The 15,288-nt window shown below is 65.5% G+C and carries 14 protein-coding genes; 6 read left to right on the top strand and 8 right to left on the bottom strand.

Annotation, left to right across the window (positions count from 1 at the left end; all coding sequences use genetic code 11):
- The 6 genes from A5709_RS02320 to A5709_RS02295 form a co-directional block, all read right to left on the bottom strand.
- Nucleotides 1–1,095, bottom strand: a 1,095-nt coding sequence (locus tag A5709_RS02320) for an MCE family protein (RefSeq protein ID WP_068117673.1), incomplete at its 3' end; no start/stop codon positions are given.
- Entirely contained in the window at nt 1,095–2,264 is a 1,170-nt protein-coding gene (locus A5709_RS02315; RefSeq protein WP_068117670.1) for an MCE family protein, read from the bottom strand. The genes A5709_RS02315 and A5709_RS02320, both read right to left, overlap by 1 nt.
- Complete coding sequence (locus A5709_RS02310) at nt 2,261–3,277, bottom strand: MCE family protein (protein WP_068117666.1); 1,017 nt, start codon at nt 3,275–3,277, stop codon at nt 2,261–2,263. The genes A5709_RS02315 and A5709_RS02310 overlap by 4 nt, the downstream gene beginning before the upstream one ends.
- An 11-nt stretch (nt 3,278–3,288) precedes the next feature.
- Complete coding sequence (locus A5709_RS02305; protein WP_068117662.1) at nt 3,289–4,557, bottom strand: MCE family protein; 1,269 nt, start codon at nt 4,555–4,557, stop codon at nt 3,289–3,291.
- 4 nt (nt 4,558–4,561) lie between these two features.
- Nucleotides 4,562–5,410, bottom strand: coding sequence for an ABC transporter permease (locus A5709_RS02300; RefSeq protein WP_067944022.1), 849 nt, complete (start codon nt 5,408–5,410; stop codon nt 4,562–4,564).
- Nucleotides 5,407–6,174, bottom strand: a complete 768-nt coding sequence (locus A5709_RS02295) for an ABC transporter permease (RefSeq protein ID WP_067944024.1) — start codon at nt 6,172–6,174, stop codon at nt 5,407–5,409. Before A5709_RS02295 ends, A5709_RS02300 begins: the two co-directional genes overlap by 4 nt.
- A gap of 616 nt (nt 6,175–6,790) precedes the next feature.
- Between A5709_RS02295 and A5709_RS02290 the strand changes: the two genes are divergently transcribed.
- From A5709_RS02290 to A5709_RS02285, 3 genes are all read left to right on the top strand, one after another.
- The gene (locus tag A5709_RS02290) at nt 6,791–7,594 is read left to right on the top strand and encodes a Stf0 family sulfotransferase (RefSeq protein ID WP_067944025.1); all 804 of its coding nucleotides are present in this window, start codon (nt 6,791–6,793) and stop codon (nt 7,592–7,594) included.
- Nucleotides 7,595–7,721: 127 nt separating this feature from the next.
- Nucleotides 7,722–7,886 carry a hypothetical protein gene (locus A5709_RS28310; protein WP_197501073.1) on the top strand — a complete coding sequence of 55 codons (165 nt, stop codon included), beginning with the start codon at nt 7,722–7,724 and terminating at the stop codon, nt 7,884–7,886.
- Nucleotides 7,887–7,890: 4 nt separating this feature from the next.
- Complete coding sequence (locus tag A5709_RS02285; RefSeq protein WP_067944027.1) at nt 7,891–9,009, top strand: YeiH family protein; 1,119 nt, start codon at nt 7,891–7,893, stop codon at nt 9,007–9,009.
- 15 nt (nt 9,010–9,024) lie between these two features.
- Here A5709_RS02285 and A5709_RS02280 read toward each other — a convergent pair whose 3' ends face one another.
- A complete protein-coding gene (locus tag A5709_RS02280; protein WP_068117659.1) occupies nt 9,025–11,046 on the bottom strand; it encodes a family 2A encapsulin nanocompartment cargo protein cysteine desulfurase in 2,022 nt (673 codons plus the stop codon).
- Nucleotides 11,033–11,956 (bottom strand): family 2A encapsulin nanocompartment shell protein, encoded by a 924-nt coding sequence (locus A5709_RS02275; RefSeq protein WP_068117656.1) that lies wholly within the window; start codon nt 11,954–11,956, stop codon nt 11,033–11,035. The genes A5709_RS02280 and A5709_RS02275 overlap by 14 nt, the downstream gene beginning before the upstream one ends.
- Nucleotides 11,957–12,334: 378 nt before the next feature.
- On the opposite strand from A5709_RS02275, the gene A5709_RS02270 reads away from it, so the two are divergent.
- Genes A5709_RS02270 through cysE form a run of 3 tightly spaced genes read left to right on the top strand, consistent with a single transcriptional unit; the run spans nt 12,335 to nt 15,246 of the window.
- Nucleotides 12,335–13,612, top strand: coding sequence for a thioester domain-containing protein (locus A5709_RS02270; RefSeq protein ID WP_068117652.1), 1,278 nt, complete (start codon nt 12,335–12,337; stop codon nt 13,610–13,612).
- Nucleotides 13,613–13,621: 9 nt separating this feature from the next.
- Nucleotides 13,622–14,554 (top strand): cysteine synthase A, encoded by a 933-nt coding sequence (gene cysK / locus A5709_RS02265; protein WP_068117648.1) that lies wholly within the window; start codon nt 13,622–13,624, stop codon nt 14,552–14,554.
- 2 nt (nt 14,555–14,556) lie between these two features.
- Nucleotides 14,557–15,246, top strand: a complete 690-nt coding sequence (gene cysE, locus A5709_RS02260; RefSeq protein WP_068117645.1) for a serine O-acetyltransferase — start codon at nt 14,557–14,559, stop codon at nt 15,244–15,246.
- The last annotated feature ends 42 nt before the right edge of the window (nt 15,247–15,288 follow it).

Raw genomic sequence — 15,288 nt, 5'->3', positions numbered from 1 at the left:
CCCCGCCGGAATGTAGTTGTAGAGGCGGTTTTTGATGATCGGGTTGATGTACTGCAGGCACAGCTTCGACGCCCGGTCCAGGCGGGCCCGCCATGCGGCCTCGATGGAACTGCAGATCCACTGTGGGATGTCGGCGAAGTTGTTCAGCGCGATGATGCCGGTCATCGCGCTTTGCGCCGGCTGGTAGATGTTGAGGAAGTTCTGGAACACCGTCGGGGCGATGTGCAGGATCTGTTTGACGTCCATGCGACTGTCGTTCAACGCGGTCGTGACGGAAGCCAACCGGTCGAACGTGACACCCATCGCTTCCCGGTTCTCGGAGAGGAAATCGCGCAGATCGGTGAGCGCCCCGTCGAGACCCTTGACGGCAGTGGCGACTTCGTTGGGTGTGTTGGTGAGCAGCGTCGTCACGCTGGCCAAGTTCTGGTTGAACGAGGCCAGCAGATCACTGCTGGAAGACAGCGCCGACACCAACAGCTGCAGATTGCGCACGGTGCTGAAGATGTCGTCGGCGTGATCGCCGAGCGCCGAGATCGCCGCGGAGAGCTTGATAACGGTGTCGCGGGCGGTGTCTCCCTGCCCGCGCACGTTGTCGGCGGTCGAGTTGATGAATTCACCGACCGAATTCACCCCGCCCGGGGAGGTCGGCTGCAGCGCCTCGGTCAGTTTCTCCAGCTGCTTGCGGAAGTCATCCCATTCGACGGGAACCGCCGTGCGACCGAGCGGTATCGAGGCGCCGGGGCTCAGCTTCGGGCCGCCCGAGTACGCGGGAACGAGTTGAACCGCCCGGGGCGTCACCAGGGACGGCGACAGGATCGCGGCGCGGGCGTCGGCCGGGATGGCGTACTGCTTGTCGACGGAAAACGTCACCTTGGAGCTGTTGGGTTGCGGCTCGATCTTGTCGATAACGCCGACCGAGACGCCGAGGATCCGCACATCGTCCCCGACGAACAGGCCGTTCGCCTCGGTGAAATACGCCGTGTAGGTGTTCTTTTCGACGTCCTTCCACAGCTTCGAGCCGATTAGGAACGAAGCCACGGCGAGGGTGCCGACCAGGCTGATCGCGGTCAGTCGTTGCAGCGTGCGCCGGCTCATCACTGTCCCCCCGTGCCGGCGTTCGCGGGCTCGGGCGGTGGGCCCGGGGCCGGCCCCGGTGAGGGGGGCTGAGACCAAATGGGGTGCGGCGCCTGCTCCGGCGGCACGGGCGGCGTTCCGGTGGGCGGGTCCACCGACTCAGAAGGCAGCTTCTGCTCGGGGTCCAAGAACCGGTTGTACATGCGCGCATCGATCGTCGGCCCGCTGAGCTGCCCTGGTATCAGGTTGGCCACGTAGGCCTTGAAAAACGGTCCAGAGCCTAGGCATTCGCCGAACGACATCGCGTAGCGCTTGAATTTGGGCAGGCTCGCCTGGATGTCCTGCTTGCGGTTGTCGAGGACCTCGAGCACGCCGTTGAGCTTGTCGAGGGCCGGCTTGAGCTGCGTCCTGTTGTCGTTGACCAGCCCCGAAACCTGATGTGACACCGCGGTGAGATTGTTCATCAGCGCGTCGATGGAATCGCGTTCGTCCAGCAGCGCCGCGAGCAGCGCATTGGAGTCCGCCACCAGAGCGGCGATCTGTTGGCTGCGACGGCCCAGCACCGTCGAGACCTTGTTCGCGTTCCCCAGCAGGTTGCGCAGCTGCGTGTCGCGGTTGTTCAGTGTCTCGGAGAACCGGGCCACACCTTGCAACGCGGGCCTGACCTCCGAGGGTGTTTGCCTGAAGGTTTCCGCCAAAGTGGTTAGAGCAGAGGATAACTGCGCGGTGTCCAGCCCGCTGATCTGTGTGGTCAGGTCTCCGAGCGCATCGGGGAGGTCGTACGGCGAGTGGGTCCTGTTCAGGGGAATGGTGCCCGAGAGCTTTCCCTCGCCGCGGGAGGTGAGCTCGAGCATCTTGGCGCCGAGGATGGTTTCGGTCTTGATCGCGGCTTCGGTGCGGTCGCCCAGCGTGATGAATTTGCGGACGGTGAAGCCGACCCGGACCTTGGTCCCCTCCAATTTGATGTCGGTGACCCTGCCGACCCCCATCCCGGAAACTCGCACCGAGTTACCCGTTCGAATGCCGCCGGCCTCGGAGAAGTATGCCGCGTAGTCGTTGGTGTTCTTGATGAATGGGAGCTTCTCGTAGTTGAAGGCCGCAACGGTCACGCAGGCCAACATGAAGACACCCATCGCGCCGATCTTCCATGGGCTTTGCCGGACGCCGGCTTTGATTTTGGACTGGTTCATTGCGGCGTGCACCGTCCGCTCGGCTGCCCGACCAGCTTGATGAAGATCGGGTTGCCGCCCTTTCCGTTGACTTTCATCAGGACCTCGCAGAAGTAAAAGCCGAAGTAATCACCGTTGAGGCCTTGTCTTGCCAGGACCTGGTAGATATCGGGCAGTTGCTTGAGGAGGTTGTCGACGTAGTCACGATCCGAAAGCACTTGCGCTGACATGCGATCCGTCTGGTGCACGACGTCTTTGATCGGCTGGCGGGCCTGGACTAGGAGATCGGCGACCGAACCGGCCGCCGCGTTGATGTAGGCGAGCCCCGTGGAGATGTCGTCTTTGCGCCGCGCCAAGCCATCCACAAACTCCGACAGCTTGTCGAGGCCGTCGGAGAACTCGCGATCGCGGGTGGCAAAGGTGTGCAACACGGTGTTCAGGTTTGTGATCAGCTCGCTGATCAGTTCACTGCGCCCGGCCAGCGTCGAGGTCAGCATCGAGGTCTGGGCCAGCACCGAGGCGAGGGTTCCACCTTGTCCCTGGAAGATTCGGAGCAATTGACCGGACAACGCGTTGACCTGGTCGGGGTCCAGCGCCCGGAACAGCGGCCGGAACCCACCGATCAGCGCATCGATGTCCAATGCGGGCGACGTCCGGGCCAACGGAATCGTTGCGCCCGCCGGTAGCCGCTGCGGGGAGCCGGGCCCCTCCTCGAGCGCGAGGTATCGGTCACCGATCAAGTTCTCATAGCGCACAAGGGCTTTGGTGCCCTCGGTGAGGCGCACACCTTTGTCCACCGAGAAGCCGATCACGACGGTGCCGTCGCGCTGCAAGTGCAGGTCTCCGACCTTGCCGACCTCCACCCCCGCGATGCGCACGAAGTTGCCGGACTTCACCCCGGAGATGTTCGTGAAAACGGCCTGGTAGCCGGTGCGGTCCTCGAAGCGAAATTGACCGAACACGGTGATCAGGGTGAACGTGAAGACCGCGCACACCGCCGTGAAAGCGGCGATGCGCACGATGATGGCGGACATCTTTCGTCTTTTCACGGCGGCGGTTGTCCCCCACGGTAGAAGTAGCGCGGCGCTTCCGGCGGGTTCTTCGTGGTCGGGAACCAGTTCGCCCACCACGGATTGCCGACGGCCATGTTGGTGCGGATCTCGTTCGGAGCCGCACCCCACCCGGTGTCGGTAACCAGCGCACGCACCGGGAAGTTGGCACTCGGGTCGGGCAGCGACCCACAGCTGGGCTTGCCCCCGGGGCCGCCGGTGGCGTTCGTCTTCGGAAGGTGTTTCGGGTAGCGGTAGGGGTCGTCACCGAACAACAGCCCGGCGTCCAAGATCACCGAGTAACCGTTGCCGCCCAGTGCGTCTCGACCGCCGTGGTCGACGTACCATTGCGCGCCCTGGAACAGGCAGGTGAACGTCGGCGAGTACTTGTTCAGCAGCGCCGTGGTCGGATCGAGCAGGTTGATGGACCGCACGATGTTGGATTCGTTCCTGCCGATGACGTTGATGCCGGTCTGGCTCAAGCCGACCGCCGACAACAACAGCGTGTCGAGCGACCGCTGGTTCTCGGTCAGCGTGTTGCTGGTCGTAGTCGCCGAGTCGAGGATCGACAAAATGTTCTGGGCCGCATCGGAATAGACCGCCGTCGTCTTGCCGAACAGCCTCCAGTCCTTGTCGATGGTGTCCATCCGAGGATTGACGGTCAGCAGCACGTCGTTGGCACCGGTGATGGCCTGGCCGATCCGTTCCCCCTTTCCGCGCAACGCTTCGGAGAAGGCGGACAAGATCGCGTTGAGCTTCGCCGGGTCGATCGCATGGACCACCGATTGCAGGTTTTCGAAAACGGTGTTGACCTCGACCGTGACGTTTCTGGAACGCAGCACCGCGCCGGGCTTGAGCGGGGTCGCGCTGGGGTGTTCGGGCACGATCAGGTCGACGTACTTCGACCCGAATGCCGTCGTCGATTTGATCTCGGCCTCAAGGTTGCTCGGCAGGAACTTGAACGGGCGGGGCTGCATCTTGAGCTGCAGCTGAGCCGCTTTCACATCGGTGCCGATCGAACCGACCTGACCGACCTGCACGCCGCGCAGCTTGACCTTTGCCCCCTGCTCCATCACGAGACCGGCCCGGTCCGACACCAGGGTCAGCGGGATCGTTTCCTGGAATTTGCCCGAGAACGCCCCCGCGGTCAGCGCGATGATCGCGCCGATGAGGATGAACAGCGTCGGCGCCCACCAGATCGGGTCGATTCTGCTGTGGCGGACCCGATTTCGTTGCCTCCGACCGCCCGCGCTGTGATTGCTCATGCGGTCATCCGGACAGGTTGAAGTTGCCGGACTGCCCGTAGACGGACAGCGAAATCGCCAGGCAGACAAACGCCGTGACGATCATCGATGACCGCACTGAACGACCGACAGCCTCCCCCACCCCGGCGGGACCCCCGGTCGCGGTGAAACCGTAGTAGGTGTGCACGACCATCACACCCGTCGCCATGGTCAGGGCCGCCAGAAACGACCAGAACAAGTCGGTGGGGCGCAGGAACGTGGAGAAGTAGTGCTCGTACACGCCGCGGGACTGGCCGTAGCTGTAAATAGTGAGGAACTTGGCGGCGATGAAGGACATCAGCACAGCAACGGCGTAGAGCGGGATGACGACGAGCACGCCGGCGATGATGCGTGTCGACGACAGATACGTGATGGCGCGGATACCCATCACTTCCAGCGCGTCGATCTCCTCGTTGATCCGCATGGCCCCCAGTTGCGCCGTCGCGCCGGCACCGATCGTGGCCGCCAATGCCAGACCGGCCGTGCAGGGCGCGATCATCCGAACGTTCAGGAAAGCCGACAGAAAACCCGTCAGCGCCTCGACCCCGACGTTGGAAAGCGTGTCGTAACCCTGCACCGCGACCAGGGCGCCGGTGGTCAGCGTGAGGAAGCCGATGATGCCGACGGTCCCCCCGATCACCGCCAAAGCCCCTGTGCCCATGCCCATCTCGGCGATGAGCCGCAGCAGCTCGTTGGGGTAGCGGCGCACCGCGTCCACGGTGGAGGCCAGCGATTTTCCGTAGAATTCGGTCTGCTCACCCAGCTTGCGGGTGTAATCGGTCAGCCGCGGACCGACGGTAACGAACCAGGACGGTTCCTGCGCCGCGCCGGTCATTTGGCGGTCACCTTCACGCCGAGCGCGGTGAGCACGATGTTGATGAAGAACAGCGCCATGAAGGAGAAGACCACCGTCTCGTTGACGGCGTTGCCGACGCCGGTGGGTCCGCCGCCCACCGAAAGGCCCTTGTAGCAGGCGATCAGGCCCGCGGACAACCCGAACAGGGTCGCCTTGATCAGCGAAGTCACCACTTGGGGAAGCCCGGTGACCAGGGTCATTCCCGCCACGAACGCGCCCGGGGTGACGTGCTGAACGAAGACCACAAAAACGTAGCTCCCCGTCAACCCGGTGACAGCGACCACCGAGTACAGCAGGACGGCAACGAAGGTGGCGGCGATGATGCGCGGCACCACAAGGGCCTGAATCGGATCGACGCCGATCACCTTCATGGCGTCGATTTCTTCGCGAATCGTCCGAGCGCCGAGGTCGGCGCACATCGCCGTCGACCCCGCGCCGGAGACGACCATCGCCGTGACGACCGGCCCCACCTGCGTCACCGATGCCAGCCCCGCGCCGGCGCCGGAGAGGTCACCGGCCCCGATCTCGACCAGCAAGATGTTCAGGACGAACACGATGAGGACCGTGTACGGGATGGACAACATGATCGTCGGGAAGATGGAAACCCGGGCGACGAACCAGATCTGCTCGAGCAACTCCCGCCATGCCCACGGGCCCCGCACCGCTGCGACCAGCGCCTGGGCGCTGAGCACGAAGAAATCGCCCAGCGCGTTCATGGGCTTCGCAATGGCGGTGCCGTTCATAGGGCGCGCTCGGCCCGACCGGCGTCCATATGGATCAACCCTTTTTCCATTCTCTTAACGCAATTAATCCGCTCGTAATTAACCAGCTTGAAAGCACCGGATATCGCGGCACGCCGACCGCGATGTCAGTTTGCCTGCGTAGACCACGCAAGGAATTTACGGGCAAGATTGTGACCGCGTCAGGGTTGCAATCAACACGAAGAAATTTATCCAGCGGCGAGAAGGACTCGGCCGAGGGTTCATGCCGTCTGCGGCATCCGGCACGCGAGTATTCGAATAAAAGCCCAGGATGAGACGATGATCTTTCCGTCGCACCGCGACCGAATTCAGCCCAGTGGGCGCCCCGGCGGTGGTGCTCGAAGACGGCCGGACCAACATGCGGCGAACGTCACAGACGCTGCGGAGCGCCTCGGCCGTGGGAATGCGGAATGGCGACTCGTCGCTTGCCGAGTTTTCCGTTGCCAACAACCAAGTTGAGCGCTCACGGCCACCGTCCGTTTGGCTATCGCCGTCAAACGAATACGGTTCGGACTTTCGCTTTTCAAAGCAAGGTTTAGGTTCAGGCTGAGCCTAAACACCACCTGCACGAGAATTTCCGCCCGGATACGCTTGGCAGGTGACCGATACCCCGTCCTCCTACCTGGTGCTGGCCTCCCAGCGCAGCGGCAGCACACTGCTGGTCGAGTCGCTGCGCGCGACTGGGGTGGCCGGCGAGCCCCAGGAGTTCTTCCAATACCTGCCGGCCACCAGCCAGGCGCCCCAGCCGCGCGAGTGGTTCGCCGGCGTGGAGGACGAGTCGATCTTGCAGCTGCTCGACCCGCTCGATGCCGGGACGCCGGACCTGGCGCCGCCCGAGATCTGGCGCGACTACATCCGCACGGTCGGCAGGACGCCGAACGGGATATGGGGCGGCAAGCTGATGTGGAACCAGACGCCGCTCTTGTTGAACCGCGCGAAGAACCTGCCGAATCGCAGCGGCGACGGCCTGTTGGCCGCGATCACCGATGTGGTGGGTGAGGAGCCGCTGTTCATCTATGTGCATCGGCCCGACGTGATTTCGCAGGCGGTGTCGTTCTGGCGGGCGGTGCAGACGCGGGTGTGGCGAGGGCGGCCCGACCCGGCTCGCGATGCACGCGCTACCTATCACGCCGGCGCGATCGCGCACGTCGTCACCATGCTGCGCGCGCAGAACGAGGGCTGGCGGAATTGGTTCGCCGACGAGGGCGTCGAGCCGATGGAGATTCCGTATCCGGTGTTGTGGCGCAACCTGACTCAGGTGGTGGCCTCAATCCTGGAGGGGCTGGGGCTCGACCCGGGCCTGGCGCCCGAGCCGGTCCTGGAACGTCAGGCCGACCAGCGCTCCGATGAGTGGGTGGACCGGTACCGCGCGGACGCCGAGAAGCTCGGCCTGCCAACCTGACCGGAGCGCAAACCGCGCACGCCACCTAAATTCAGGGCGATCCAATCACTTGGTCGCCGCGGTCCAAGACGCCACTATTCGCACAGAATGTGGCGTCCAGGGCCACCGTGAACGAGGAGCAAGCATCGTGGGTGAACGCGCGCCGAGTGACGGGCGCGAGCAAGACGCGTCGCAACGGCCGGCCCGGCCCGCGCGGCTCGGCTCGATATCGGTGGACTGGTGGGCTACCGCGGTGGCCGGTGTGATCGTCGCGCTCGCGGTGGCCAACGTGCTCCCGAAGATCCCATGGTGACCGCGTGAGCACGGTTCGCGTCGAACCCGACGAAACGTCCGCCGAGGCCCCGTTCACCAGCACCCGTCCCCTCGACTACGTGCCGGGCATCCTGCTCCTGATCGGAGTCGGGGTGCTGGGCAAGTACGCCCAGGTCTGGTGGAACGCGGTGGCCAAGCACCAGCACTGGACGGTGCCCGACATCGAATACGTGTTGTGGGCCATCGTGATTGGGCTGCTCATCACCAACACCGTCGGCCTGCACCTGATCTTCCGGGCCGGCGTGCAGACTTACGAATTCTGGCTCAAGGTCGGCATCGTGGCGTTGGGTTCGCGATTCGTCCTCGGCGAGATCGCCAAACTCGGCGGCCTCAGCCTGGTGCAGATTCTGGTGGACATGACGATCGCCGGAACGATCATCATCGTCGCGGCGCGCGCGTTCGGGTTGTCCGGCAAGCTCGGCTCGCTGTTGGCGATCGGCACGTCCATCTGCGGGGTGTCGGCCATTGTGGCCGCGAAGGGCGCGATCCGGGCCCGCAATGCCGACGTCAGCTACGCGATCGCGGCGATCCTGGCCTTGGGCGCGGTGTCGTTGTTCGTGCTGCCGCCGCTGGGGCACGCGATCGGGCTGACCGACAACGAATTCGGGTTGTGGGCCGGACTATCGGTGGACAACACGGCCGAGACCACGGCCACCGGTTATCTGTTTTCCGACCATGCCGGCAAGATCGCGGTGCTGGTCAAATCGACGCGTAACGCGTTGATCGGATTCGTCGTCCTGGGATTCGCGCTCTATTGGGCAGGACGCGGGCAGGCCGACGAGATCGCGCCCGGCGCGAAAGCCAAGGCCGCGTTCATCTGGGCGAAGTTCCCGAAGTTCGTGCTCGGCTTCCTGGTGGTCTCGGCGATCGCGACCGCGGGCTGGTTGACCAAGGGCCAAACCGCCAACCTCGCCAACGTGTCGAAATGGGCATTCCTGCTGACCTTTGCCGGCGTGGGGCTCAACACCGACATCCGCCAGATCGCGCGCACCGGATGGCGGCCGCTGGTCGTCGCGATCATCGGGCTCACCGTCGTCGCCTTGGTCTCACTGGGCATCGTGCTTTTGACCTCACGCGTATTCGGTTGGTACGCGGGCACTTAGCCGCGAACTAGCAGCTCACCCGACGTTGGTGCCGCCCTCGGCGATCCGCCGCACCGCGCGCAGGAAGACGTCGATCTCCTCGAACGTGTTGTAGAACGCGAACGACGGCCGAACGGTGGCCTCCAACCCGAGGCGACGCAGAGCCGGCTGCGCGCAGTGATGTCCGGCGCGCACCGCGATGCCCTCCGCGTTGAGCGCCTTACCCACTTCGAGCGGATCGTGTCCCGCCAGCACGAACGACAGCACGCTGGCTTTCTCGGTCGCCGTGCCCACGAGTCGGACACCGGGGATGTCGGCCAGCCGCGGCGTCGCGTACTCGAGCAGCGCATGCTCGTAGGCCGCGATGCGCTCGATGCCCAACCGCTGTACGTAGCGCAGCGCCTCGGTCAGCCCCACCGCGTCGGCGATGTTGCCGGTGCCGGCCTCGAACTTGGTCGGCGGACCTTGATAAAGCGACCGTTCCAGGGTGACGTCGGCGATCATGTGACCGCCACCCTGCCATGGCGGCGTCTCGGTCAGCGCCTCCTCGGTGCCGTATAGCGCACCGATTCCGGTGGGGCCGTAGATCTTATGCCCGGAGAACACGAAGAAATCGGCGCCGAGTTCGGCGACGTCTACCGGCATGTGCTGAATCGACTGGGCACCGTCGATCAAAACCTTGGCGCCGTAGCGGTGCCCCAGCTCGACGATCTTGTCCGCCGGAACCACCGTGCCCAACGCGTTGGACACCTGGGTGGCCGCGACCAGCTTGGTCCGCGGCCCGAGCAGTTCCTCGAACTCGCTCAGCAGCAGGTTGCCCGCATCGTCGATCGGCGCCACCTTGAGGATCGCTCCCGTTTTCTGGGAAATCAGTTGCCAGGGAACGATGTTGGCGTGATGCTCGAGGTGGGTGATGACGATCTCGTCACCAGGTTGCAGATGCTTGCCGCCCCACGCGTGCGCCACCAGGTTGATGGCCTCGGTGGTACCGCGCACGAACACGATGTTCTCGGAGCTTGGCGCGCCGATGAAATCGGCTACGGTGTCGCGGGCCTCTTCGTAAGCATCGGTGGCCCGGGCCGCCAATTCGTGCGCGGCACGGTGGATGTTGGAGTTCTCATGTGTGTAGAAGTACGACAGCCGGTCGATGACCACCTGCGGCTTCTGGGTTGTCGCCGCATTGTCGAACCAGATCAACGGCTTTCCGTTGACGACCTCCTTCAGGATGGGGAAGTCGGCCCGGATCGCGTTGACGTCGAACACCTCGTGCTCGTCCGGCAATCGCGGCACCGACTCGGTCGCCGTCAGGAAGGGGTAGTTCTGTTCGTCGCCCACCGGCGCGGCCACCGGCGCGTCAGACCAGCCAAGGTTGACGACCGCCGGAGCCTCGGGCAGCCACCACGGCGCCGAGTTGCGCTCGGCCGCCGGAACAGCCGGCGCCGACCCGGCCAGCACGCCGGGAACCGTCGGCACGATGCCCCCAGGTACCCCGAATCCGGCCGGGTGGGCGGCGCCGGGCGGCAGATAGGGACCCGCCGGCGCGGCCGTCGTGTCCGGCGCGCCCCCGCGCGGCGCCACCGGCACCGTCTGCGGCGGGGCTTCGGGCTCGGGTGACGTCGGAGCCGGGAGGTAGATGTCGGTGAAATTCAGCGCAGGAACCGGCGCCGGATAGACATCGGCGGTCCCCGCGGCCGCCTGCCCCGCCGAGGTGGCCGCCGTTGTGTCGGGCACACCGCCCCGCGGCGCGACGGGCACCGTCTGCGGCGGGGCGTCGGGCTCGGGTGATGTCGGAGCCGGAACGTAGATGTCGGTGAACGTCAGCGCGGGAACCGGCGTGGGGTAGACGTCGGCGGTCCCGGCGACCGCCTGCCCCCCGGACGTCACTGCCGTGACGTCGGGCACGCTGCCCCGCGGGGCGACCGGCGCCGATTGGGGCGGGCTGTCCGGGCCCGGGCGGATGCTGGCCGCGTATAGCTGGCTGGCCAGCGCGGCGAGTTCGGCAGCGCTGATCGGCAGGTCGCTTTCGGCGTCTACCGCTCGGTACTCACTTGTACTCATGGAACTCGTCCACGGCGACACCGTCGAGCACGCCGAGCGCGTCGTCGGTCAGCACGGCCAGGGACGTGTAGAGGGTGACGAGGTAGGTCGCGATCGCCGACTGGTTGATGCCGGTGAACCGCACCGACAGCCCCGGCGCCTGTTCGCCGACCAGGCCCGGCTGGAAGAGTCCCACGACGCCCTGCCGCTCCTCACCGGTGCGCACCAGGATGAACTTGGTCTTGCCGTCCTCCACCGGAACCTTGTCCGACGGGATCAGCGGGATGCCGCGCCAGGTGATGAACTGCGCGCCGAACAGGCTCACGACCACCGGCGGCACGCCCCGGTAGGTGGCCTCCCGGCCGAACGCGGCGATGCCCAGCGGGTGGGTCAGGAAGAAACTCGGTGTCTTCCAGACCTTGGTGATCAGCGCGTCCAGGTCGTCGGGCGTCGGGGCGCCGGCCAGGGTCTGGATCGTCTGCTCCGGAGTCGCCTGCGCGAGCAGCCCGTACTCGGGGCTGTTGACCAGCTCGAATTCCTGGCGTTCCTTGATCGTCTCGATGGTCAGCCGCAGCTGCTGGGCGATTTGGTCGTGCGGGCTCGAGTACAGGTCGGAGACCCGCGTGTGGATGTCGACCAGGGTCGAGATGCTGCGCAGCGTGTATTCGCGCGGGCTGGTCTCGTAGTCGACGTAGGTCTCGGGCAGCGGTTCTTCGGTGCCGGCGCCCGCTTCGGCCTTGATCGCGACGCCTTCGGGGTTGACCACCCGGTTCACCCGGTAGAGGCCCGCCTCGACCGGCACCCAGCTGAGCAGGTGCAGCAACCAGCGCGGCGTGATGGTCGAAAGCTGCGGGACGGTCTTGGTCGCATTGGCAAGCTGCCGCGCGGCGAGATCGCCGAGTGCCTGAGACTCGCTTTGAGCCGACGTCATCGTGGTCCTCCATGCTCGATCGAATACTGCAGCTGGTGCGGCAGGTCCATGATCGCCCACCGAGACCGGGTCCGCGCGCCGAGCCTAGGCAAGTTTAGGACCGCGGCACAGCCTTAACTCCCCCGATGAGTAAAAGGGCCGTAAAGCGCCCGCAATCTGACAGTGATCTTCGTCTGCCCCTATAGTGGGGCTATGCAACAGGCCGTTCAGCTGCGCTTCGTTCCTTCGCGCTGCATCGTGGCTGGCTGTTGTTGTCGCTGTTGTTGATTTCCTGACGCTCTCTGACGCCTTCGAAAATTTCGCGCTCTCCCGCGGCGGGTCGAAATCCGTCTCCCGCGCGCGCTGGTAACCAAAGTCTTTCAGGAAGATCAACCACCCATGACAGTGTTGTCCATACCCACCCGCGCCTCAGCGCCGGTGGAGACCCGTCGCCGGGTTCTCGTCCGGCCGGCAACCGAAGTCGCGCGGATGACGCGCTACCGAGGCGGCACCTACTCCCACACCGTGGACACGATCGTGTTCGCCGACGGCAGCTCTGCACGCACCGACCTGATCAGGGTCAATCCCAACCTGCACGCCTACTCCCTGGATTTCTTCGGCGTCGCACCCCATGGGCCCTCGCGCTACGGCCTGGGCAGCTGGTCCGCGCTGCCCCACCTGCACAGCCGCGGCTGCGAAGGCGAAGTGGACTGGGTCCTGCGCAACTCATTCCCGATGCGCTCGACCGCCGAACTGAGCGACCGACTGCGCGCCGCGGGCGACCCGCTGGGACGGGCCCACATCAGCGAGCACGAAGCGATAGCCGCGACGCAGGCCGCAATTTGGCATTTCACCAACGGCTTGGAGCTCGACACTCGGCCGCTCAACGTTCCCGTCAAAATACGCCGAGCCGCCGGACGCGTCATCACGTTCGAATTCGACGGCGAACCGCAATTGGGCGGCTACTCGGTGTGGGTAGCGGCCGACGCCGCCGTCGGCCTAAAGCTGCAGAAGTCGACCGATGGTGTTGCCTGGCAAGACATTTCGCGTTCTCAGCTCACCCTGGATGCTGGCCAGGGCCGCCATCGACGCACGCTCGGCGTGGGCAGCACGCTGTCGGCCAGCAGCCACGGCGGCGGCGGTCGCGGCTATCGCTATTACCGGCTGGTCGCGACGACGGAGGCCGCAAACCCGACGATCGACCATGTTCGCTTCTGGCTGACCGGCGCCCGCCACTACCGCAATGCCGATCGAGTCGTGCACCTCTACAATTATTTGGTAAGCGGCGCCCGCAAAGCGTTACGCGATACCGTGGAACCACAACTAGTCGATACCGAAGCAACCGCCAATTCGGAGCTCATAGGACCGTTTCAAGTGCCAATCCCGTTGACGCTCAACGTCGGTGAAGGACACACACTCGTCGACTCCGACGGTGAGAACATCGACGGCGTGGTACAGGCGGGCACTGACTTTTACGTTCGCCCCGCACCGGGTACGTCCACCACGACTGTTATCGCTACAACGCCGCAAAGCCTCACCGGACGGGTGCTGACCGGGATCGCGCTGGAGGGGGCATCACATCGATTCACACCCATTGCGCTGACCGTACCCACCGACGTGGCCATCGAATTCGAGATCACCTGGCAGGCCGACGGGTCCTGTGCCGACACCGCCTGAGGAAGACAGATGAGCATCGCAGAAAACGTCACCCAACTTGTCGGGAACACGCCGCTGGTCCGGTTGAACCGGGTCACCGAAGGCGCGGTCGCCGACGTCGTCGCCAAGCTGGAGTTCTACAACCCCGGAAACAGTGTCAAGGACCGCATCGGGGTCGCGATGATCGACGCTGCCGAGCAGGCGGGACTGATCAAGCCCGACACGATCATCCTCGAGCCCACAAGCGGGAACACGGGCATCGCCCTGGCGCTGGTGGCTGCGGCGCGCGGCTACCGCTGCGTGTTGACCATGCCGGAGACGATGAGCATGGAGCGGCGGATGCTGCTGCGCGCTTTGGGCGCCGAGATCGTGCTCACACCGGGCTCCGAGGGCATGCCGGGCGCTATCGCGAAGGCGGAGGAACTGGCCAAGAGCGACCAGCGCTACTGGGTGCCCCAGCAATTCGAGAACCCGGCAAACCCCGCGATCCACCGCAAGACCACCGCCGAGGAGGTGTGGCGCGACACCGACGGCAAGGTGGACATCTTCGTGGCCGGCGTGGGCACCGGCGGAACGATCACGGGGGTCGCCGAGGTCATCAAGGAACGCAAGCCGTCGGCGCAATTCGTCGCCGTGGAACCCGCCGCTTCGCCGGTGCTTTCGGGCGGGCAGAAGGGTCCCCACCCGATCCAGGGCCTGGGCGCCGGATTCATTCCGCCCGTGTTGGAATTGGACCTGGTCGACGAGGTCATCACCGTCGGTAACGAGGAGTCGCTGGAATTGGCCCGTCGGCTGGCCCGAGAGGAGGGCCTGCTGGTCGGCATCTCGTCGGGCGCGGCGGTTGTCGCCGCCCTGCAGGTGGCCCACCGGCCGGAGAACGCCGGCAAGCTTGTCGTGGTTGTTCTGCCCGATTTCGGCGAGCGGTATCTGAGCACGGCGCTGTTCGCCGATCTGGCCGGTTAGCCATGCTCGACGCCATCCGCGGTGACATCCGGGCTGCCAAGGAGCGGGATCCCGCCGTCCCGACCACGCTGCAGGTGATCTTCGCCTACCCGGGAGTGCACGCCATCTGGGGCCACCGGGTCAGCCACTGGTTGTGGAACCGCGGCGCCCGACTGGCCGCGCGGACGTTAGCGGCGGTCACCCGCATCCTGACCGGAGTCGACATCCACCCCGGCGCGGTGCTCGGCAACGGCCTGTTCATCGACCACGCGACCGGCGTGGTGATCGGCGAGACGGCGGAGGTCGGCGAGGACGTGACGATCTACCACGGCGTCACCCTCGGCGGCAGCGGACGGGACACCGGGAAACGCCACCCCACCATCGGTGACCGGGTGACCATCGGCGCCGGCGCGAAGGTGCTCGGCGCGATCAAAGTCGGCGACGACAGCCGGATCGGCGCCAACGCGGTGGTGGTCAAAGAGGTGCCGTCGAGCTCGGTGGTCGTGGGGGTGCCCGGGCAGGTCATCAGCCGCAGCCGCCCCGCCCCCGGCGGGGCGGACGACTCGGTGATGCCCGACCTCGTCGGCGTCAGCCTGCAGTCGCTGCTGATCAGGGTTTCGAAGCTGGAGGACCGGGTGGAGGGCTCGGAGAGCGGCGGCGTCATACGGCCGCCAGAGGCCGGAGTTTGGTATGGCGAGGACTTCTCGATCTGATCCATCTTTGAGCGGACCTCTGCGGAGGCCGCCGCAACAGCG

It is taken from the genome of Mycobacterium sp. E1386, assembly GCF_001672745.1.
GTDB lineage: Bacteria > Actinomycetota > Actinomycetes > Mycobacteriales > Mycobacteriaceae > Mycobacterium.
This window is presented reverse-complemented; position numbering and strand designations above follow the sequence as displayed.

Bases quoted from the DNA above. Each gene is read 5' to 3' on its own strand.
- A5709_RS02315 (WP_068117670.1), bottom strand. From the start codon at position 2,264: ATGAACCAGTCCAAAATCAAAGCCGGCGTCCGGCAAAGCCCATGGAAG.
- A5709_RS02310 (WP_068117666.1), bottom strand. From the start codon at position 3,277: ATGTCCGCCATCATCGTGCGCATCGCCGCTTTCACGGCGGTGTGCGCG.
- A5709_RS02305 (WP_068117662.1), bottom strand. From the start codon at position 4,557: ATGAGCAATCACAGCGCGGGCGGTCGGAGGCAACGAAATCGGGTCCGC.
- A5709_RS02300 (WP_067944022.1), bottom strand. From the start codon at position 5,410: ATGACCGGCGCGGCGCAGGAACCGTCCTGGTTCGTTACCGTCGGTCCG.
- A5709_RS02295 (WP_067944024.1), bottom strand. From the start codon at position 6,174: ATGAACGGCACCGCCATTGCGAAGCCCATGAACGCGCTGGGCGATTTC.
- A5709_RS02280 (WP_068117659.1), bottom strand. From the start codon at position 11,046: ATGAGTACAAGTGAGTACCGAGCGGTAGACGCCGAAAGCGACCTGCCG.
- A5709_RS02275 (WP_068117656.1), bottom strand. From the start codon at position 11,956: ATGACGTCGGCTCAAAGCGAGTCTCAGGCACTCGGCGATCTCGCCGCG.
- A5709_RS02270 (WP_068117652.1), top strand. From the start codon at position 12,335: ATGACAGTGTTGTCCATACCCACCCGCGCCTCAGCGCCGGTGGAGACC.
- cysK (WP_068117648.1), top strand. From the start codon at position 13,622: ATGAGCATCGCAGAAAACGTCACCCAACTTGTCGGGAACACGCCGCTG.
- cysE (WP_068117645.1), top strand. From the start codon at position 14,557: ATGCTCGACGCCATCCGCGGTGACATCCGGGCTGCCAAGGAGCGGGAT.